Annotated in this window: 25 protein-coding genes; all 25 read right to left on the reverse strand. The window is 44.0% G+C overall.

Annotated elements, in window-relative coordinates:
- Positions 1–114: 114 nt before the first annotated feature.
- Positions 115–402 (reverse strand): hypothetical protein, encoded by a 288-nt coding sequence (locus ACKX14_RS06305; protein ID WP_422445775.1) that lies wholly within the window; start codon positions 400–402, stop codon positions 115–117.
- Positions 403–411: 9 nt separating this feature from the next.
- Positions 412–1935 carry a DUF342 domain-containing protein gene (locus ACKX14_RS06310; protein WP_422445777.1) on the reverse strand — a complete coding sequence of 508 codons (1524 nt, stop codon included), beginning with the start codon at positions 1933–1935 and terminating at the stop codon, positions 412–414.
- Positions 1936–1965: 30 nt separating this feature from the next.
- A complete protein-coding gene (locus ACKX14_RS06315; RefSeq protein ID WP_422445779.1) occupies positions 1966–2706 on the reverse strand; it encodes a FliA/WhiG family RNA polymerase sigma factor in 741 nt (246 codons plus the stop codon).
- 17 nt (positions 2707–2723) lie between these two features.
- A complete protein-coding gene (locus tag ACKX14_RS06320; RefSeq protein WP_422445943.1) occupies positions 2724–3188 on the reverse strand; it encodes a chemotaxis protein CheD in 465 nt (154 codons plus the stop codon).
- Entirely contained in the window at positions 3175–3816 is a 642-nt protein-coding gene (locus ACKX14_RS06325) for a chemotaxis protein CheC (RefSeq protein ID WP_422445781.1), read from the reverse strand. The genes ACKX14_RS06320 and ACKX14_RS06325 overlap by 14 nt, the downstream gene beginning before the upstream one ends.
- A 14-nt stretch (positions 3817–3830) precedes the next feature.
- Positions 3831–4286, reverse strand: a complete 456-nt coding sequence (locus ACKX14_RS06330; RefSeq protein ID WP_422445783.1) for a chemotaxis protein CheW — start codon at positions 4284–4286, stop codon at positions 3831–3833.
- A 14-nt stretch (positions 4287–4300) separates the two neighbouring features.
- On the reverse strand, positions 4301–6289 hold the full coding sequence (locus ACKX14_RS06335; protein ID WP_422445785.1) for a chemotaxis protein CheW: 1989 nt from the start codon (positions 6287–6289) through the stop codon (positions 4301–4303).
- 48 nt (positions 6290–6337) lie between these two features.
- On the reverse strand, positions 6338–6976 hold the full coding sequence (locus ACKX14_RS06340; protein WP_422445787.1) for a flagellar brake protein: 639 nt from the start codon (positions 6974–6976) through the stop codon (positions 6338–6340).
- Positions 6977–7876 carry a MinD/ParA family protein gene (locus ACKX14_RS06345; RefSeq protein WP_422445789.1) on the reverse strand — a complete coding sequence of 300 codons (900 nt, stop codon included), beginning with the start codon at positions 7874–7876 and terminating at the stop codon, positions 6977–6979. It abuts the gene before it with no gap.
- Positions 7869–9026, reverse strand: a complete 1158-nt coding sequence (flhF, locus tag ACKX14_RS06350; protein WP_422445791.1) for a flagellar biosynthesis GTPase FlhF — start codon at positions 9024–9026, stop codon at positions 7869–7871. Before flhF ends, ACKX14_RS06345 begins: the two co-directional genes overlap by 8 nt.
- Positions 9026–11056 carry a flagellar biosynthesis protein FlhA gene (gene flhA, locus ACKX14_RS06355; protein ID WP_422445793.1) on the reverse strand — a complete coding sequence of 677 codons (2031 nt, stop codon included), beginning with the start codon at positions 11054–11056 and terminating at the stop codon, positions 9026–9028. Before flhA ends, flhF begins: the two co-directional genes overlap by 1 nt.
- Positions 11053–12135: a flagellar biosynthesis protein FlhB gene (gene flhB, locus ACKX14_RS06360; protein WP_422445795.1), complete on the reverse strand. Its 1083-nt coding sequence runs from the start codon at positions 12133–12135 to the stop codon at positions 11053–11055. The genes flhA and flhB overlap by 4 nt, the downstream gene beginning before the upstream one ends.
- Entirely contained in the window at positions 12132–12911 is a 780-nt protein-coding gene (gene fliR / locus ACKX14_RS06365; protein WP_422445797.1) for a flagellar biosynthetic protein FliR, read from the reverse strand. The genes flhB and fliR overlap by 4 nt, the downstream gene beginning before the upstream one ends.
- A gap of 17 nt (positions 12912–12928) precedes the next feature.
- Positions 12929–13198 (reverse strand): flagellar biosynthesis protein FliQ, encoded by a 270-nt coding sequence (fliQ, locus tag ACKX14_RS06370; protein ID WP_422445799.1) that lies wholly within the window; start codon positions 13196–13198, stop codon positions 12929–12931.
- Positions 13199–13219: 21 nt separating this feature from the next.
- Positions 13220–13987, reverse strand: a complete 768-nt coding sequence (gene fliP, locus ACKX14_RS06375; protein ID WP_422445801.1) for a flagellar type III secretion system pore protein FliP — start codon at positions 13985–13987, stop codon at positions 13220–13222.
- Positions 13984–14523: a flagellar biosynthetic protein FliO gene (locus tag ACKX14_RS06380; RefSeq protein WP_422445803.1), complete on the reverse strand. Its 540-nt coding sequence runs from the start codon at positions 14521–14523 to the stop codon at positions 13984–13986. The genes fliP and ACKX14_RS06380 overlap by 4 nt, the downstream gene beginning before the upstream one ends.
- 27 nt (positions 14524–14550) lie before the next feature.
- A complete protein-coding gene (locus tag ACKX14_RS06385) occupies positions 14551–14910 on the reverse strand; it encodes a response regulator (protein ID WP_422445805.1) in 360 nt (119 codons plus the stop codon).
- 18 nt (positions 14911–14928) lie between these two features.
- On the reverse strand, positions 14929–16014 hold the full coding sequence (gene fliY / locus ACKX14_RS06390) for a flagellar motor switch phosphatase FliY (protein WP_422445807.1): 1086 nt from the start codon (positions 16012–16014) through the stop codon (positions 14929–14931).
- Entirely contained in the window at positions 16007–17002 is a 996-nt protein-coding gene (gene fliM, locus ACKX14_RS06395) for a flagellar motor switch protein FliM (RefSeq protein WP_422445809.1), read from the reverse strand. Before fliM ends, fliY begins: the two co-directional genes overlap by 8 nt.
- Positions 17003–17020: 18 nt before the next feature.
- Entirely contained in the window at positions 17021–17479 is a 459-nt protein-coding gene (locus ACKX14_RS06400; RefSeq protein WP_422445811.1) for a flagellar basal body-associated FliL family protein, read from the reverse strand.
- 14 nt (positions 17480–17493) lie between these two features.
- Positions 17494–18243, reverse strand: a complete 750-nt coding sequence (locus tag ACKX14_RS06405; RefSeq protein ID WP_422445813.1) for an OmpA family protein — start codon at positions 18241–18243, stop codon at positions 17494–17496.
- Positions 18209–19024 carry a flagellar motor protein gene (locus ACKX14_RS06410; protein WP_422445815.1) on the reverse strand — a complete coding sequence of 272 codons (816 nt, stop codon included), beginning with the start codon at positions 19022–19024 and terminating at the stop codon, positions 18209–18211. Before ACKX14_RS06410 ends, ACKX14_RS06405 begins: the two co-directional genes overlap by 35 nt.
- A gap of 21 nt (positions 19025–19045) precedes the next feature.
- Positions 19046–19234 (reverse strand): flagellar FlbD family protein, encoded by a 189-nt coding sequence (locus tag ACKX14_RS06415; RefSeq protein ID WP_422445817.1) that lies wholly within the window; start codon positions 19232–19234, stop codon positions 19046–19048.
- 91 nt (positions 19235–19325) lie between these two features.
- A complete protein-coding gene (locus ACKX14_RS06420) occupies positions 19326–20570 on the reverse strand; it encodes a flagellar hook protein FlgE (protein WP_422445819.1) in 1245 nt (414 codons plus the stop codon).
- 77 nt (positions 20571–20647) lie between these two features.
- Positions 20648–21031 (reverse strand): TIGR02530 family flagellar biosynthesis protein, encoded by a 384-nt coding sequence (locus ACKX14_RS06425; protein WP_422445821.1) that lies wholly within the window; start codon positions 21029–21031, stop codon positions 20648–20650.
- Positions 21032–21036 lie beyond the last annotated feature (5 nt).

Here is a 21036-nt window from a genome sequence, read left to right on the forward strand (position 1 = left end):
CATTTCTCTCCTAATTCCTATCGTTTTAGTTGGTATTCTGTTAATAATATACTTTATCGCACATCAAATGTCAAGTGCCACAAAAAAAATGGTCTTAACGAAACGTTAAAACCATCATACTTTTATGTCAATATGCCCCGTCGCTTCTGAACGGCGCTGTTTGTCCTTCTTTTTCTTTTCCTGCTGTCTTCTTTCGGATAAATCTTTGGGGGGAAGGGTTTCTATCTTTTCCGATTTTTCCCTCTCGTAAACCCTTTGCTTCGCTGATTGAAGCTGCCGCTGAAACTGAGCGGAGAGCAGACTCTGCTGGGCTTCGCCGCTCTCTTTTAATACCTGCTGCATTTTTGAAGCCTCGGTGGTTTTGGGGATGACTATTTGAATGTCTATCGGTTTTACAGACATAAAGAACACCTAGCCTTCATACGTGCCGAATTTAATCTGGCCCTGGTAATTATAAAAAGTAACGTGTTCTATTTTATCCCTCAGTCTCAAACTGGCGTTGTTTATAATTATGTTTACGCCGGCATAAGCCACATCCGAAGCCGATACCCGGGCTCTTTCCGAATGAGTGAGTAAAGCCTGCAATTTTTCTTTTTGCTGTACAAGTTCCTGCTGCTGTTGTTGCAAGGCTTCCCTGGTCTGCTCTAATTTTGCCAGCATCAGTTTCTTATCAGGCGGTAATAAGTTTTTATCTTTATATTTTTCTAAAACCTGCGTCATCTGAATTATTTTCTGCAGGTTATTTTCTGTAGAAAGCAATTTATCATTTACATCCAGCATGTTTTTCTTATATTTGGGATTTATACCCACTTCTACTTCCGTATAGGTTGACATGTGTGAACCTATAATCTTCGCCGTAAGTTCCTCACCTGCTTTTGAAACGCCGCCAACGAGCAAGCCTTTTCTGCCGTCTATCTTAATTTTTTTACCTGCGGAGATGTTGCTATGCATTACGGCTTCTGAAACAAATATGTTTTGCTCCGCTTCAACGGTGCTGTTTTCTATGTATTTCGCAAAAACGTCCATGTTGGACTTTAATAACCCTTTACCTCTTCCCTGAATACCCCCTTTTAATATTATGTCTCCTCCTGCCTCTATTTCCGCGGCTTCAACCGTCCCGTCAACTTCTACATTACCTTCGGCCTTGATTTTAAAACCGCTTTTTACATTGCCTTTCACCCGGACGCTGCCCAAAAAGTTTATATTGCCTGTGGCGGGACCTACATCTCCTTTGATCTCCAGTATGGGCAGTACGCTGACCCTGTCCTCGCTTATGACCGGCTGGCCGGCTATGCTGGAAAAAAGCTTAGATCCATCTTCGGATACGTACACATTCTTTCCCGTTCTAAATTTTACTTCTCTTCCGTCTTTTGCGGGGATTATTTTTCCTGTAACGGTTTTGCCGGAAATTCCTTTGGTGGGGGGTATGATTTCCGCAAGCAGTTGCCCTTCGGTAACATTTGTTACAAGATCCAGATTGTAAAAATCAACCCTTCCATTTTCGGATACCCTGGGTTTTAGATCCTTCTGGGCTTCAAAATGATATTTTATCCAGCCGTCCTGCCCCGCTACTGGATAAACGCCAGAGGCTATTTCGACCTTTGTAAAAAACACTCCTTGAGCAAGGACCTGTCTTATCTTCTCACGGTTGATACCTTCCGTAACTCCCTTTTTGGCAAGGGCATCAAGAATTTCCTCTTCTGTAATCATTTTACCGCCTTTTGGGGGAATTATATAAATTGTGGCGCTCATTTGATCTTTGGATATCTCTATCTCTAAAGTGGCGTCTTCCGGCTCATTATCCCCATTCATTTGGGTGGTTTTGCCCTCAGACCCCGGACTTTTTTTAAAGGGGTCTTGTAGTTTTTGCTTTTCGATGCTTTCTATTTTCCACTGCAAGTTTTCAGGGGTATTCTGATCGCCCAGGTCTCTCATAAAAACTCACCGACTTTCCTAAAAATTGTTTTATTGAAAATAAGCCCGTTTTCTACTCAGACTACCCCTTAGTCTTAAAATCGCCTTTGTATGCAATTGCGAAACCCTGCCGGCCGATAAATTTAGCACTTCGGAAATCTCTTTTAAATTCAGGCCTTCATAATAATATAAAGTTATTACCAGTTTTTCTTGAGGCGGGAGGCGATCAACGGCTTCCCCCAGCATTTTCTTTACCTCTTCCTTTTCAACGTAAGTGTCAGGCCGCGATGAACCCTCCCGCCGGTCTTCCACCGAAATCAATTCTTCAAAGGAAAGAACCGTTGTAAAAGCCACTTCTTTGTATATAGCTTGGAGTTCCTCAGCAGAGATGTTCAATTGCCGGCATACATCCTGGTCGGTTACCGTTCTCCCCAAATTCTGTTCCAATTCCGCGTAAGCATTTTGTAATTGTTTGGCTTTTTTTCTTACATTCTGGGGGACCCAGTCGAGTTTTCTAAGTTCATCTATAATTGAACCCTTAATCCTTGCGTAAGCATATGTTTCAAATTTTACGCCCCTGCTTGCGTCATAACGGTCGATGGCCTGCAACAAACCAAAAATTCCATAACTTATCAAATCTTCGTAGTCCAAATACGGCGGGAGGCTAATGGATATCCGGTTTACCACGTGTTTTACGAGAGGCAGATAGCTTTCAATTAGTTCCTCCCTGGCTTTTTTATCTTTTGTATCAGAATAATTCGACCACAGCTGCTCCGCTTTTAAAGTCTGCATTGTACCACCCCGGAATCCTATATTACTTTTACGCCGTATCCGATAGTTTTGATGGTAAGTCTGCCGGTTTCACAATCAAATTCAATGGTTCTTCCATAATTGCCCTCCACATCTTCGCCTATAATCCTTATATTCAACTGGGCCAGCCTGTTCCTTACAGCTTCCACATTTCGCCTGCCTATCTGCATTAAGTTGTTCTCCGTTTTTATCTTGAACATCTGCGCCCCGCCCGCAATTTTGCTTACAATTTTTTTGGGGTCTGCTCCCATTTTTACCATATCGCTTATCAGAACATCTATGGCTGTATCGGCGAATTTTCCAGGATTAAAGTCTCTTTTACCGCTCAAACTACTGTCGGGCAGCATAATGTGGGCAAGACCGCCTATCTTTTTGCAAGATTCATAAAGCGCTACTCCAACGCAAGATCCCAACCCCAGCGTGACCAAAACTGCCGGCGATTTTGCGGCTTTATATTCGGCCATTCCCACTCGAACTGTTTCGTTCAATACTGCTCACTCCAATTGCTTTTAAAAGTACTTTCAGCGAATCGTCGTCTGGAATCAGGAAAAAGTGAATTTTCACTCCATCGATGCCTTCTACGAATTCCGTATCTATTAAAAATGCGGTATCCCCCATGTACCCGTAAATACTGAGCGGAAAATTCAATATCGCTCCGGCCATGTCGAATGCGATCCCGGGTACCGAAACTTTAAGTTGAAGCCTGGTAAAATCCGATAGAGCGGAGATAAAGGAACTTGCAACTATATTGCCCATTTCGAGCAATGCCGACTCCTGCATAGCGGAAAGCTCGTTATCGTGTTGCCCTTTTTCTTCATTTAACAGATTTTTAATTAAATTATAAGCGTCTTTTTTGGGTACTATCAACAATATATTTCCGTCTATGTCACCCCAAAACCTCATGAAAATCCCCACAACCAGGTTTTCCGGACCTCCAATGGAATTCGAGACCTCGTCGAAGGGGAGAAGCTTTACCTGGGGTATTTTCATTTGAATCCTTTTGGTCAGCAGCAGAGAAAGAGCCGTGGCCGCATTACCCGCTCCTATATTGCCTATCTCTTTGATGGCGTCTAATTCCAAAGAGGTATACATATCGTTCACCACCTTCACATCTGTGACAGTTCACTGATTTCCTGGGGTTTCAAAACTTTGGCCAGATTTAAAAGTATGAGCAGTTTACCGTTTAATTTCCCCACCCCTTCCAAAAAGCTGGAGTCAATCCCACCTACAATAGTTGGTGCGGGCTCTATGGCATCCTGAGGCAGTTGGATAACTTCGGTGGCCGAGTCTACAATCATCCCCACTGTCAGGTCCTCCACAGTTACAATCAATATTCTTGTGTTGTCAGTTACATCGGTGGCAGGCAAATCAAATCTCTTTTTTAAATCTATAATCGGAACTACCTCTCCTCTCAGATTGATAACTCCTTCCACAAAAGAGGGCGCTTTGGGAACCCTGGTGATTGGCATCATTCTCTCTATGGTCTTGACCTGTAGGATATCGACCCCGTATTCTTCTTCACCCAATTTGAATTCTACAAACTGACGGATATTTTCTGCCATTTTTCATATACCTCCTAAATCAGTGAATTGACATCCAAAATCAAGGCTACCGTCCCATCGCCTAAAATGGTGGCGCCTGCGATAAATTTGATATTTTTCAGGTAGTTGCCCAGGGATTTTATTACTATCTCCTGCTGTCCTATCAGACTGTCCACCACCAGCCCCACGTCTTTGTCACCTTTTTTGGCTATCACCACCGTCAAGTTTTCCGGCTGACGTTCGGGCGGTTTGATGTCAAGTATTTCGTTTAGCCTCACAATCGGTATGACGTTTCCTCTCAATAAAGTTACTTCATTCTTTTGAACTTTTTTTATTTCCCTGGCCGGAATTATCACCGTCTCTTTAATGGCGCTTAAAGGTATCGCATATTTTTCAGGCCCCACCTTTACCATCAGAGCCTGTATTATAGCCAGAGTAAGCGGCAATCTAATCAAAAAAGTGGTACCTTCATCTTTCTTGGTTTTGACTTCAATAGATCCGCTGAGCGATTCTATTTTTGTTTTCACGACATCGAGGCCAACTCCCCTGCCTGAAATATCCGTAATTTCACCTTTGGTGCTGAATCCCGGCTCAAAAAGGAAGGATATGATTTCCGATTCTTTGAGTTTCCTGGCCTGTTCCCTGTCGGTTAAACCGGCATTTATCGCGGTTTCCAGAACCTTTGTTAAGTCTATCCCCCCTCCATCGTCGGAAACTTCAATAACCACATTGTTTCCGTCATGATGTGCATTTAATTTTATGGTCCCCTGCTCAGGCTTGCCTTTTTTCAGCCTCTCCGCAGGGCTTTCAATGCCGTGATCGGCGGCATTGCGTATTAGGTGAATTAACGGATCACCGATTTCATCGATGACAGTCCTGTCCAGTTCAGTTTCTTCTCCCTGGATTAACAGCGTTATATTTTTCGAAAGCTCTCTTGATAAATCCCGGACAACTCTGGGAAATCTGTTGAAAACATTTTCTATGGGCACCATGCGAACTTTCATGACGGCGTCATGAAGATTGGACGTGATTCTTTCCAGGTATTCAATGGCTTCCCTCCTTTTTTGACTTTCGTTCCTTTCATCAAGGTCGTCCAGGCGGGTTTTTATGATAATCAACTCACTTACCAGATTCATCAGTTTATCCAGCCTGTCTATGTCTACCCTTAAAGTTTTACTTGTCTTTTTTATGAGATTTGCGTCTTTTATACCCGCATTTTCCGTTGGGACACCCTCATCCCTGGCGGCAGCGGTCCGGGAATCGTTCTGTTTTTTTGACAGGTTATTTTCTTCAATTTCTTTTATGACAATGGTTTTTAACTCCGAAACCGTATTCAGCGCTTTGGATATTTCTTCCTTATCGTGGGAAGTTATTATGTAAACGGTAAATTCATTGTCAAATTTTTCATCTTCTATGTCCTGAACCACCGGTATAGTCTTTATGATATCGCCCAAACCTTCCAATGTCTTAAATACGAGGAAAGCCCTTGCCGATTTCAGGAGGCAGTTGTCCTCCAGGCGGATGAGAATTTCAAAAGTCCGCAAATTCTTATCCAGAGCCTTCCTGATAAGACGCTCCTCAAATTCATTGAAATCCTGCGCCGCCGCACTCGTATCGCTTTTCTGAACTGTGCCCCCATCCGGTGAAAAAACGAAGTTTTTCTTTTTTAATTTGCTCAATACAGCCTGTATGTCCCTTGTCGTTTCTTCTCCATTGACCGCAATATCTTCCAGTAATTCTTCAAGCAAGTCCACCGATTGCAGGAGAACGTCTATGATTTCCGAATTCACCTGGAGCTCCCCACTTCTGATGTCCTGCAGCAAATTCTCCATCTCGTGGGTTATTTCGGAAATGCTGTGGAATCCCATAGTCCCTGCCATTCCTTTAAGCGTATGAGCGGATCTGAATATTTCATCAATAATGTCCTGCCTTTGGCCGTTTTCCAACTCCAGCAGGTTTTTATTTAAATTCTGGATATGTTCTCTCGATTCCTCCAGAAAAACATCTAAATACTGATTATTCATTGTTTCACCTCAACATTCCAAAATTTGAGATTTAATCATCGTGTTTGATTAAATCAATCCTTTTTTGCGCAACCTTCTTTGTTCCGACAGTAAAAATTTGATTATAAAATCTCTTTGATTGTTATCGATTTCCATGAATTGTACGGCCACGTTGTAAGGATTCACCCTTCTTTCAAGGTCTTTTTCGCTCCTTACTACCAGAGCCTTTAGAACGAGGTCTTCTGAATTTATGGAGAGTCTTACTTCGATTACCTCTCCCTTCTTTATTTCTTCAGGCAGTAACAGCAATGCCCCACCGGCGCTGAGGTCTCTTGTGCGGCCATTTACGCAGTGTTCGCTGCCGGCCACTTTTGCACTGACATCCAGTGAGATTTTGAGGCGAAAGTATTCTCTTCGCTGATTTTTATAAGGCTGTCCCACAAGTTGGGCCGTTAATAGCGGAACCGGGGAATAGGTTTTATTTATGACTTTGCCATCCACACAGTAAAGAAAATCTCCTTTTAAAAAATATATCTTAATGGGTTTGTTAATAGCAATGAAATAGATCATATTTTTTTTCATCGGCATGCTTAAAACCAGTTTTTCCGGTTCCACATCCTCTATTTTTGATGGAAAAAAGCTGTTTTCCTCCTGGCCTTCTACTTCAATGTTAACTTTCATTCCTATTTGAAACAAGTCTTTATTCAATTACCAGCCCCCCCTTAACCTCGCTTCATTTGTTATGTATGACACTAGTTTCCTAAACCAGCTCTCAACGGTTTTATTGCCTTCAGCCGGGATTTGGCCGCCGTAAAGTAATTTTTTACCTATATTGGAAATGCATTTAGAGGCAAGGCCGTTGGGGTAGTTTATGTAAAAGGGAATCTGCTTCATATTGGATAGATAAACAGTTCTGTCTTCCAGTACAAATCCAAGGTAATATACAGTGGTATTTAAAAATTTTTGCGATGCGTTGCATATTTTCTGGGCTGTAAAATCTGCTTCTTTAAAATTGTCAGCCCTGTTCACTATAATGTGGATTCTATCCACACATTTATGGATTAATTTGATTACGGCATAAGCATCGGTAACGGCGCTGGGTTCCGGTGTGGTTACAACAATGGCTTCGTCCGATGATTGAACGAAACTGATAACATTTTTCGAAATACCGGCACCGGTATCGATTATGATTATGTCAAACGCCGTAGCGATGCTTTTGAAGGCCTCAATCAATTGGTTAAGCTCGGCGCCGGTAAGGTTTGCCAGATCGTAAATCCCCGAAGCGCCTGGCAGTATTTTAATGCCCATGGGGCCGTCTATAATTACATCGTTTACCCTGCTGCCCGAATTCACGATATGAGAAATATTATACTTTGGGTAAAGCCCGGCCACAACGTCAACATTGGCAAGGCCCAAATCGGCGTCTATTAGAAGCACCCTTTTGCCAAGGCTTTGGAGTACTATGGCCATATTTACCGACAGGTTCGTCTTGCCCACGCCTCCCTTACCGCTTGTCACCGAATATACTCTGACGCTTGCCGATTTCTGATTTTGCCGGTGAAAATTCTCGTTTATAATCTGCCTTAATTTTGAAGCCTGGTCATACATCGCGGATTTCCCCCAAAATCATGTCGGCAATGGTTTCAGGCGTAGCAACTTTTATATCGTCCGGCACATTTTGACCCGTTGTGATATAAGATAAGGCGCAGCTCGTCAGATTTATGGCATTGAGGATAAGCCCGTAACTTCTGGTTTCATCAATTTTGGTTACTATTATCTTCCTGTAGTTCAGTTCCCTGTAGTTATTCAAAATTTCCTCCAGGTCTTTACTCTTTGTGGTGGCACTTATGACCATGTGAATTTCTGTAGGACAAATATTTTCAAGCAAGCCTCTGATCTTTTTGATTTGCATTTTGTTGTTTGGGCTGGAACCCATCGTATCTATTAAGATAAAATCGTAGCCCTTTAACCTGTTGATTATCCCTTTCACATCTTCCGGCCTGTAAATAACTTCAACGGGAATATCCAGTATTTCTCCATAGGTTTTTAACTGCTCTATGGCACCCACCCTGAATGTATCGGAGGTCATTAGAGCCACTCGTTTTTTGTCATAAAGGGTGAAATTGGCCGCCAGTTTTGCAATGGTGGTAGTCTTCCCAACGCCTGTAGGTCCCACAAAGGCTATTACTGATTGTTCTTTATCGGCCGAACCTGCCGGATTTGTTTTTTCTATATACGATATAATTTCATTTTTCAACGTTCTGGCGATTCTTGCTTTATCATTGAATCCATCTTTTTCTAGACTTCTATGGGCGCTGTCGATCAATTTCTCGACGAGTTCCTCATCCACTTCCATTGATATCATTCTGTCGTAAAAAATTTTAAGGGGGGTAGGTAATTTTTCCGACTGCCTTTTGGTTTGTTGTGTTTGAGCGATATATAGGTCCTTGAGCATATTCCTGACTTCATTCAGACCCGTCTTTATCTCATCAATATTTTCCAGACTGTTTTCTTTAACATAGGGAAGCGAACCGACGGGCGAATTTAACGCGGGCTTTATCGAATCCTTGGCCGACTTTGACGGGGCGTCCAGTTCATTGGCGGCGATAACTTCAACCATGGGCTTTGAAAACAGGCCCAGAAGCCCCCGCCTTCTTATGTATTTGGTCTGCAAGATTACCGCATCCTTGCCCAGGTCGTTTTTTATCTTGTAAAAGGCCTCCTGGACATTTTCTGCTATATATGTCTTTATTTTCATTAAACCACCACCGTCCCTACTGATTTAACCTCAACCCCCGGTTCGAGTTCATTATATGAGAGCACCGGCAGAAAAGAAAAATAATCTTCTATAATTCTTCTGAAATACATTCTTACTAACGGATTTGTCAATACCACCGGGGAAATACCTTTCATGTTTAATTCGTTTATTATCCTGGCAAGGGAATTTCGTATTTTTTGAATAGCAGAAGGCTCCAGCGAAATGAATGTCCCCTGCTCGTTTTGACGGATGGAATCCAGTATTTGTTTTTCGAGCTGGGCATCAAGGGTTATGACCTGGATTTTTTTATCGTTTGCAAAGCGGCTGGTAATAACCCGCTTTAATCTTTGTCTTACATATTCAGTAAGCATGTCGGTGTCTTTTGTCAGGTTGGCATAGTCCCCCAGCGCTTCCAGGATGGTAACCATATCCCTGATGGGAACATTTTCCTTTAATAAATTTGACAGGACTTTTTGAACTTCACCCAGAGAAAGTACTTTGGGAACAAGGTCTTCCACCACCGAAGGGTACTGTTCCTTAAGATTATCCAGCATGTTCTTGACTTCCTGCCTTCCCAGCAATTCGTGGGCAAAAGATTTTATGACTTCCGTCAGGTGAGTGGCAAGTACCGATGAAGCGTCAACCACGGTATAGCCCTGGAGTTCCGCCGCTTCCCTTTTGTCGCCGGTGATCCATTTGGCCTGAAGGCCGAACGCCGGTTCTCTAGTCTCAATGCCATCTATATCTATCGGCCCGCCGGTAGGGTTCATCACCATATAATGGTCGGTCTTTAATTCCCCCCTGGCAGCCTCGACTCCTTTTATTTTAATAACGTATTCATTCGGTTTTAATTGAATGTTGTCCCTCAAACGTATCATGGGCACCACCATTCCCAGGTCAAGAGCACACTGGCGGCGTATCATTACCACCCTGTCCAGCAGATCTCCGCCCTGGTTGACGTCAGCAAGTGGAATGATGTTATATCCAAATTCCACTTCTATGGGGTCCACCTGCAGCAGTGAGAAGATGTTTTCCGGTTTCCTCATCTCCTCCAATTCTTTTTGCTTTTGCATCTGCTCTTTTTTCATATCTTCATGCCTGGATATGTTCTCTACGGAAAAACCCAGGTAACCAAACGCTGCGGCCAGAATCAAAAAAGGTATGTGGGGAAGACCCGGAATAAAAGCAAATATACCCAACACTCCGGAAGCGATCAAAAGCAGCTTTGGATATGATACCAGCTGTTTTACAAGATCTTCACCCAGATTACCGGAACTCGCCGCTTTGGTAACGACTATACCGGTGGCTGTCGATATTAAAAGCGCCGGGATCTGACTTACAAGGCCGTCCCCTACCGCAAGCAGGGTATATCTGTTTGCGGCGGTGGCCAGATCGAGTTGCTGAAAAACCACCCCGGTTATGAGGCCGCCGATGACGTTAATGACGGTAATAATTATGCCGGCAATTGCGTCACCTTTTACGAATTTGCTGGCGCCGTCCATGGCGCCGTAAAAGTCGGCCTCTCTCTGTATTTCCTGTCGTCTCTGTCTGGCTTCGCTTTCGCTGATAATCCCGGCGTTTAAATCGGCATCTATGCTCATTTGCTTTCCAGGCATGGCATCCAGGGTAAATCTGGCCGCCACTTCGGCCACCCTTTCGGCCCCCCTGGTAATGACGATAAATTGCACGACTATGATTATCAAGAATATAATAAATCCTACCAGAACATTCCCCCTGACCACAAAATTTCCGAAGGCTTCAATTACCCTGCCGGCAAAACCGTTGAGCAGGATTAGCCTTGTGGAGGATATGTTGAGGGAAAGCCTGAGTATTGTAGTAAGCAACAACAGCGACGGGAAAATGGAGAAATCCAGAGGCTTTTCCATGTTCATGGATATAAGTAAAATCAACAGCGAAATGGTTATGTTAAAAGAGAGCAGCACATCTAACAGCCATGTGGGCAAAGGTATTACCATCATCACTACAACCATAATTGCCAGCAAAGCCACGGCCATATCTCCGAATCTCATTTATTATATCTCCCCTCCCGCAGCGCGTAAACAAAGGCGAGAACCTCCGCCACAGCATGATAAAGTTCCTCAGGGATCATTTCGCCCACTTCTACCGATTTGTATAATACTTGTGCAAGGGGTTTGTTTTCTACTATGGGTATGTCTGCTTCTTCAGCTATTTCTTTTATCTTCTGGGCTGTTTTATCCCGGCCCTTCGCCAGAACTACCGGCGCCACATTGACCGATGCGTCGTATCCAAGAGCTACAGCCAGGTGAGTGGGGTTTGTAATAACGACATCGGCTTTTTTTACATCCTGCATCATCCTGTTCCTGGCCATCTGCCGCTGTATCTGGCGAATTCTTGATTTTATCTGGGGATTGCCTTCCACTTCCTTAAACTCTTCCCTGATGTCTTCCTTGGACATCATCAAGCCGGATTCATACTCATACCACTGATAAAAATAGTCAAAAACTGATAGTATAAGTAAGGTTATACCGGCCTTAATTCCGATATTGAAGGCCGTATTGCTAAGTACTACAAACGAGGAATTCACATCCATATCCAGCATAAGCGGGAATTCTTCCTTGACATTCATTAAAGCGCCATAGACAACATAACCCACAACCAATATTTTAAATACGGATTTTATAAGCTCAGCCAGACTCCTTCTGGAGAATATACGTTTCAATCCTTCAAAGGGATTTATTCTGTCCAGCTTCGGCAAAATGGGTTCAAGGCTGAAAACATAACCTATCTGAAGGTAATTGGCAAAAATGCCCGCTGCTGTAATCGCCAGGCCCACAGGCGCCGCCACTTTTCCGATAAATTCCAGCATTTTCCGAAAAAGGGCTGATATTTGTAAAACACTGTATAAATCCTCTCTATTTGCGTAGTTGGTCAAAATGTCTTTAAAAAAACCCAAAAGGTTTTGTATTATATAATCCCCAAAGATTTTTAGCAGTGAAAAGGCCGCCAGCAATATAATGGCAGAATTCAATTCTCTGCTGGAGAATACCTGGCCTCTTTCCCGGGCTTTTTGCCTTCTTCTTGGGGTTGCCTTCTCTGTTTTTTCCTGTGCAAACAGCTGAAGGTTCATGGTCCCTTTAACATTCCCCGCAATATTAAAAGAATATTGTCATATGCGCCGTTAAAAATAACATCCAGGGCCACTATAAACATTGGAAAAACAAAAATCATTCCCACAATGCCCACAAATATCTTTAATGGAAGACCCACTATGAAAACATTCATCTGGGGTACTGTTCTGGCGATGATTCCCAGGGCCAGGTCGGTTAAAAATATCATCGACACAACCGGAAAACTGACCTTCACACCGATTGAAAACATGTCCACAAAACTCGATCTAATTGCGCTAAACAAATTGCCTGTGAAAATGGCCTTCCCCAGCGGAACAATTTCAAAGCTCTTTATTATGGCCGAAATTAACACATGATGGCCGTTTACGGTTAAAAAGACGAGTATGGTGACAATATAGTAGAAATTTCCCATCAAAGGCACCTGATTGCTGCTCTGGGGATCTATTACATTCACTATTCCAAAACCCATTTGCATATCTATTATTTCGCCGGCGACATATAATGCCGAAAACATGAGCAATGTTATATACCCTACAGCAACACCCACCGTAGTTTCTTTTACAGCCAAAATCGCAAGGTCCCATAAACCGCCGGTATAAGAAATTTCGGTGGCTAACGGGTAAATGATAAAAGAAAGCAATGCGGCTAAACCTATCCTCGCCTGGACTGGAAACTCACGCCTTCCAAAAACCGGTGTAAGCATTAAAAAGCCCATACATCTGAATAACACCAGCAAAAATTTTATTAACCCCTGTTCGAAAAACCATGTGTTCATGCCGCGTCACCGGTAGTTCAATAGATAAAAGCAGGCAGTTGAGAAAAAAGGTCGAATGTAAATTGTAATATAATATTTAGCATCCACGGCCCAAATACTATCATGGCCACCATCACGGCAATAATTTTGGGCACAAAAGTCAGCGTCTGTTCCTGGATCTGAGTCGTGGCCTGCAGAATGCTCACAAATATCCCCACCAGCATGCCGAGACCCAGAATGGGTGCGGATACCAGTAACGCTACGGTTAAAGCCTGCTGACCTAGATGTAATACCATTTCCTGCGTCAACTTAAATTACACCCCGCTTAATCAACGAAATCCAGCTATAAGTGAATTGATTACAAGGTTCCACCCGTCCACCATGACGAACAGCAGTATTTTAAAGGGCAAAGATATCATTATGGGCGGCAACATCAGCATGCCCATGGACATCAATGTGCTTGAAACAATGATGTCTATTACCAAAAATGGTATAAATATAACAAATCCCATCTGAAAGGCCGTTTTTAGCTCGCTTATGATAAAAGCCGGGATCAAAACATACGTGGGTACGTCTTCAAGAGTTTTAACTTCCTTCTGCAAATTGGCATAGTGCAGGAATAGCGCCAGGTCTTTTTCTCTTGTTTGCCTGAACATAAAATCCCTTAAGGGCTGCTGAGCGCGTTGCAGAGCTTCTTCTGTGGTTATCTCTTGTTTCATATATGGCTGAAGGGCCTGGGTGTTGATATTGCTCCAGACCGGGGCCATGACAAAAACGGTCATAAACAGCGCAAGGCCGATCAGGACCTGGTTGGGCGGCACCTGCTGCATCCCCAGACCGTTTCGAACAAACGAGAGCACCACGATGATACGCGTGAATGATGTCATCATAATCAGAATAGACGGCGCAAGTGAAAGAATGGTCAGGAGAAGTATAATTTGCAGAGTTAGAGCCGTTTGGGCTGGATTTTGGGCTGGCTGAATGAAGTGTATAGAAGGAATCGGCAACTGCGGTGCCGCATATGCCGTCTTCCCATAACTTAACATCAGCCAGCTCGATACTCCCGTTTTTAGCAGCAATTTAAAATATTTTCTCATGCACCCTCACCGTTCTTTGTTTTCCCCAGATGCTCCCTGACTTTTTTTAATATACCGTCCAAATGGCCCGCAAAATCGCCGGCATTCATTAACTTGAAATCTGCTTCCACATCGTTAATCAATTCAGTTTCTTTTTCTCCCAGCTTATCCAGGATGCAAAGCCCCTTTTCCGACGCCCCCACCATTAATAACCCCTGGGGCGCTTTAATAATGTAAATCATGCGATTGTTGCCTAAAGGTAAATGGTCGATGACCTCCATGTATTTGCTTTTAAGCCGCAAATGTCCCTGGTGCTTTGCCAGCCACCTGGTGGTTACATAGGCCAGGAGGCAAATGAGTATGAAAAACAAAAGGTAGACAAAAAGAGTCAGTGCACCGTCAATTATTGAATAATTTTGTATCTGCGGTCTCTGGAGGTTTTCAAAATTGTAATTCTTCAGGTTGTTTACATCCATTGGAGACGCATACCCGCTTATCTCCCCCATGACGAGAATTCCTGCCGAGTGGATTAAAAAAAAGATAATCGATTTTTTCATAAAATATACCTTCTTTTAATTTATCCTTTAACTTAGAGCCTTTTTTACCGCCTCCAGGACCCTTTCCGGTTGGAAAGGTTTAACAATAAAGTCCCTGGCGCCAGCCTGGATGGCATCTATTACCATCGCCTGCTGTCCCATGGCAGAACACATAATTATTCTTGCAGTGGGGTCCAATGCCTTTATTTTTCTTACTGCTTCAATTCCATCCATCTCCGGCATTGTAATATCCATTACTACAAGATTTGGCTTGAACTCCTGGTATTTCTCAACGGCCACAGCGCCGTTTTCGGCTTCCGCAACCACCTGATAGCCGTTTTTAGTCAATATATCCTTGATCATCATCCGCATAAAAGCCGCGTCATCTACTATCAGAATTCCACCCATCAAACTCATCCTCCCAATTTACTGTAAGCTGTTAACTTTTTCCATAGAATTTACGATTTCCGTAATTCTAACGCCAAAATTTTCGTCAATGACCACCACTTCACCCTTTGCAACAAACTTTCCATTTATCAAGATATCCACAGGTTCTCCGGCCATCTTATTCAGTTCCACAATGGTGCCGGGACCGAACTCCAGTATATCTTTTATTGTTTTTACCGTTCTCCCCAGTTCAACGGTGACTTCCAGGGGGACGTCCATAATTAAATCCAGGCTTGCGTTATGAGGAATTGTTTGTTCGGGTTCAAAGTTTTCAAATTGAACCGGGGTAACCGTTACAACTTTCCCCTTTTCATGACCTCCCGTTTTTTGCTCCAAACCCTGCGGTGCAGGCGCCTGTTTTGGTTCAGCAGCAGCGCTTTGCGCCGGCATGGCCGGCTCCTCCACATTTTTTGTATCGCCGTATTGATTGTAAACATATTCTACAAGAGTTTTAGCAAAACCGATGGGCATTAACTGCATAATTTCACTTTTCAGGAAATCGCCGACTTCCATCTTAAACGAAATATTTACTATCTCTTCATTTTCCTCAAAGTACCCCTTTAAAGAATCACTGGCAAAATTGATTTTTACCACTCTCGGCGGCGATATGTTAATATCCTTTTTCAACATTGTCGATAGAGAAGTGGCTGCCGACCCCATCATCTGGTTCATGGCTTCTCCAACTGCGCTAAGCCTCAGGTCATCCAGCTGAAAGTCCGTATTTTTACCATCGCCGCCCATCATGAGATCGGCGATGATCTTGGCGTCCTCTTCTTTTATGATCATCAGGTTGCTGCCATGCAATCCCTTCGTGTAGTCGACTTCCACGACTATGAAAGGCATGGGGTACAACTCTTTTAATTTTTTCATGCTTGTTATGCTCACATGCGGGGTTGTTATGACAACCTTGTTGCGGAGCAGTGAATACAGGGTGGTGGCCGAAGTTCCTATGGAAATATTGCCTATTTCTCCCAGAGCGTCAATTTCTTCTCTTGTCAGAGCGGCCTCGTTTTGACTTCTGATGAGCTCTCTTATTTCATCATCGGATAACAGCTGATCATCCATTGGATTCCTCCCCTTCCGTGACCGATTTTGTAATTTTTACAGCCATCTTATTGTTGTAAATACCTATCATACCCTTAAATTTCAGCCTGTTTTGTACGTAGATGTCCGCTTCATTTCTTACATTTTTATCCAGAGTTATGACATCGCCGGCTTTCAGGTTGATAAAATCCCCCACGGTAATATGCGTTCTTCCTATTTCAGCCCGTATTTCTGCCCTGGTTTTAATCACTTTGCCGCTCAGTGAAAAGATATTTTTCTCAGTGCTGTCTTTTTTGGTGTTCGAAAGCCATATTTTGGTAGACAATTTTGATATGATAGGCTCTATGACAATATGAGGGATACAGATGTTTATCATACCTTCGGCTTTGCCCACTTTCGCATTGAACGTAATCAGAGCCACCGCCTCATTCGGCGACACCAGTTGAATAAACTGGGAGTTTGTCTCAAGCTTGCCTATGGTGGGGTTTATTTCAGTTATATCTATCCAGGCGTCATGTAAAATTTTTGTCATTTTCACAAAAATTTTTTCCAATATGCCGCTTTCTATCTCTGTAGGTTCACGCAGTTTTTCTTTATATTCTCCCATTCCCCCCAGCAATCTATCGACGATGGCGAAAGCTACCGATGGATTGATTTCTATCATGCCTGCACCCTTCAAGGGGGAAAAATCCACCACCGCAATTATGGAGGGATTTGGTATAGAAGAAATAAATTCATTATAAGTCATCTGTTCAACGTAAAATACGCTCACCTGGACCAGGGTCCTCAATTGAGCGGATAAATAAGTCGTCAGGAGCCTGGCGAAATTCTCATGAATCATACTCAGTGTATGCAGTTGTTCTTTTGAAAATTTGTTCGGCCTCTTGAAGTCATAGGTCTTTATCTTTTTGCTGGAATCTTCTTTTTTTATTTCTTCGGCCTTTACTTCGCCCTTGGATAACGCCGCAAGGAGAGCGTCTATTTCACTCTGGGAAAGTATGTCAGACAAGATTTTTTCCCCCTTGATTCAATTTACTATAATGCTTGTAAAAAATACATCTTCGACCTCTCCGCTTGACAGTATGGCGTTAATGGATTCCTTTATCTGCTTCCGCAATTCTTCCATTCCCTTGCTGTCTTTTACGCCGTCGAAATTTTTGGATCTCAGAATTGAAAAAATCCTGTCCCTTATTTCATAGTCCTTGGATTTTATCTCTTTTTCGACTTCTTTGTCGCTTAACAGGTAAACGAGGGACACTTTTATGTAACCTCTGTCAGATAGATTTGTCAAAAAATCTCCTGCAGGGTAGGTGATATATTTGTTTTGGAGTTCAACGGCTTTTGGGCGCCCCTCACTCGATGCGTATCTTGCCACCACATAGGCTATGGATGTAGTAATCAGCATCAATATGAATAAGACGAGTATTACTAAAATTACTTTTTTCAATTCTATTCCCTTTTTTTGCCCCGGCTGTACTGTTGCCATAACCTTTGCCTCCTTTACCTGGGTTCTTCGGATTCGGACACCGATTTTAATATGACGATGTCAACCCTTCGATTCATTGCCCTGTGCTTTTCAGAATCATTGGGGGCGATCGGCCTGTATTCGCCGTAACCCGCCGCCGACAGGATGTACGGCGAAAAATTATGCTTTTCAATAAGGTACCTGACCACGTTTACGGCCCTGGTGGTCGAAAGTTCCCAGTTTGATGGAAACTCCGGAGTATTTATAGGGACATTGTCGGTGTGGCCTTCAACCCTTATCTGTCTATGGCTGTTTTTCAATACGGGCACGATCCTGTCCAAAATACTGATTGCTTCCTTTTTAAGATCTGCTTTTCCCGAGTCGAAAAGCACACCCTCCGTAAATCTCACCACTATGCCCCTTTCCTCCATATTGACCTGGACCCCTTTTATCTGGCTGCGGCTCAGGATTTCCTCCAGATTCTGTTCAAGGTTTTCCATCTGCCTTTGTTCCTGAACCGATTTCAAAGATTCACCCATTTCCCCGGCCCCGACTAAATTCCCCTCACTGACGGCCGGACCGGTTTCCAGTATACCCAGGGACCCTTGCAGGGAAGTGATGGCCAGGTCAAATTTTTTTGTGTCGATGTTGGAGAGTGCAAACAAAAGTGCAAAAAATATTAATATCTGAGTCATTAAATCGCCATAAGTAGTCATCCATAGCGGCGACCCCGGAGCATTTTCTTCGCGGTTATTTTGTCGTCTGCTGCCAGGCAAGATCTTCACCACTTTCCGCCCTGTTGGATGGCTTTAAGTTGTTTCGCTTTTTCGGCGAAAGGAACGCCTTTAGTTTTTCTTCTATAATCCGCGGGTTTTCTCCCGCTTGAATCGACAGCATCCCCTCTATCATTACCTGCTTCAGGAGAATTTCTTCACGGCTCCTGACTTTGAGCTTTCCCGCAATGGGAATGAACAATAGATTGGCAAAGGTCGCTCCGTAAAAGGTGGTTATTAAGGCCACCGCCATGCCCGGCCCAACCGCGCTGGGGTTGTCAAGCTGTTTCAGCATATTAATAAGCCCTATTATGGTGCCTATCAAGCCAAAAGCGGGTGCCAGGGCTCCCATGGTTTCGAAAATGCTCTGGCCCTCCCTGTGCCTCTCTTCCAGAAAGGCCAGCTCAGTCTCCAGTATGCTCTTCACCAGTTCCGGATCGGTGCCGTCTACTATCAGCAGTATGCCTTTTTGCATGAAGTCGTCCTTGAGCTGGTACGCCGCCTCCTCGAGAGCCAGCAGGCCTTCTCTCCTGGCCGTTTCCGCCAGGTTTACGATGGTTTTTATCACTTCACCGGCTTCCATCTGCTTTTCCATAAAAACTATTTTTAAGATTTTAAGCACATCTATCAACTTTGACAGAGGGTAATTCACCAGCGTGGCGGCCAGCACGCCTCCAAAAACAATCAGAGCGGACGGTATGTTGATAAAAGCGCTTAAAGTTCCGCCCATGTAAATGGCCCATATGAAAATGACCAGGCCGCTGACAATACCTATTATAGTTGCGAGATCCATAGCATAACTTCCCTTCAAAGTTTATAAATTGCCGTTGATTTTCCTCCTGTAGTCTATTACTTTATTTACTACCTCTTCCCTCGTCTCCTGGACCACGATTTTCTTCCCCGCGGTCAAAGTTATGATCGTATCGGGAGCGGATTCAATGGTCTCTATCAACTCGGCGTTGAGGACAAATGTCCTCCCGTTTAATTTTGTAAGTTCTATCAACGAACAACACCCCATTTCCCCGGGCCTGACACCCCGTCAAGCCCGGGGCTATTTCATCATCTTTGTCAAATGCGGCAAATTAGATTACGCTTTATCTCTTAAGGTTTACCAGTTCTTGAAGCAGTTCATCAGAAGCAGTGATTATCCTGGAATTTGCCTGAAATCCCCGCTGGGTGATTATCATCTGGGTGAACTCCTCAGATAGATCCACATTGGACATTTCAAGGGAACCCGGAGATACCGTGCCCCTGCCGCCGGTACCCGGCGTGCCGACCTGGGGTTCACCGGAGTTGTTTGAGTAGCGGTACATGTTTTGACCGGCCTTGATAAGCCCGCCCGGGTTGTCGAAATTGGCCAGGGCTATCTGAGCCAGTTCACGGTTCTGGCCGTTGTCAAAGACTCCCGTTATGGTACCCGTGGTATCCAGAGAAATTCCGGTCAGGGTTCCAGCTGGATAGCCGTCTTGAGAAGAAATGTCTATAGAAGTCTCTCTGGCATACTGGGTGACCTGGGTGAAATCCAGGGAAAAAGAAATCTGGTCGGCGCCGGTTATCGTAATATTTACAGGGTTAGTTGGAAGTGAAGCTGGGTCTATACTTCCGTCAGGATTGAATACTAATGTACCCGTGTTGTTGGTAATTGTACCGTCATCTGTATCTATGACGAAATCCCATGTATTTGGGTCGGTGGCAGGATCCCTTCTGGTAAACCTTATGGTCAGATTATGGGGATTTCCCTTTGAATCATATACTTTAAAAGGTAAAGCGTAAGTAGTCCCCCCGGGATCGCCGTCATTTAAATTTTTGTAGAAGCTGACGGCGGTGGTTGCTTTAGCCGGGATCATCATACCTTTTTTTATAACTATACCGCCAATGTTCTGAGGCGACTTGTTTGTCGGCGTTGTACCGGTCAGATCATACTGCCAGCCCAATACCTTTAGTCCATTGGAAGGATTTACTAGATTGCCTTCCTCATCAAACCCGAAGTTTCCTGCTCTGGTATAAAGCTTATCGCTCCCATCGCTCAATATAAAGAAACCGTCGCCTTCGATTGCCAGGTCTGTCATGTTTCCGGTGGACTCCAGGCTGCTCGGAGTGTGTATGGTATCGATAGAGGCAATGGTCATGCCCAAGCCCACCTGCATGGGATTGGTTCCTCCCCGGTTTGCCTGAGGTGACGACGCCCCCCTCATGGTCTGGCTGAGCGCGTCCTGAAAGGTTACCCGGCTCTTTTTGAACCCCACGGTATTTACATTGGCTATATTGTTGCCGATGACATCCATTTTTACCTGATGATTTCTCAGGCCAGTTACGGCTGAAAACATAGACCGCATCATATTAATTAAAATCCTCCTTTAATTTGGTGCCAGCTCCTTCGGTCATTCCGGAGCTTTGAGCCCCCTTGCGGTCCGGCTCATATTATGACGGCACCGTCAATATTTGTAAACACGTTTTCTTTAATGCCGGGACCGTCTATAGCGGTAATCACGGTCCTGTTTTTTATGCTCACCACAAAAGCCAAATCATTCATCAATATGAGCGACTCTTTTACGCCCTTTTGCTCGGCCCTGTTGACGGCATCGGTCAGTTGAGCCATTTGAGCCGAGCTCAAATGAATGTTCCTCATGTTCATTCGCATCTGGGCGTGGTGGGATATCTTCAGGCTCTTCTCGGAAAGCTTTTCCTGCAATATTTCCCGGAATCCTTCGCCCTCCGAGGGGCCATGCTGTCTTTGCACTCCTTGAGGAGCCGGTCGAACCCCGTTAATCCCCGGAGAAAACCTGACATAATCCTGCATATCCT

The organism is Thermorhabdus hydrogeniformans (genome assembly GCF_049310025.1).
In the GTDB taxonomy this organism is placed as follows: domain Bacteria; phylum Bacillota; class Thermosediminibacteria; order Thermosediminibacterales; family Tepidanaerobacteraceae; genus JBJYKD01.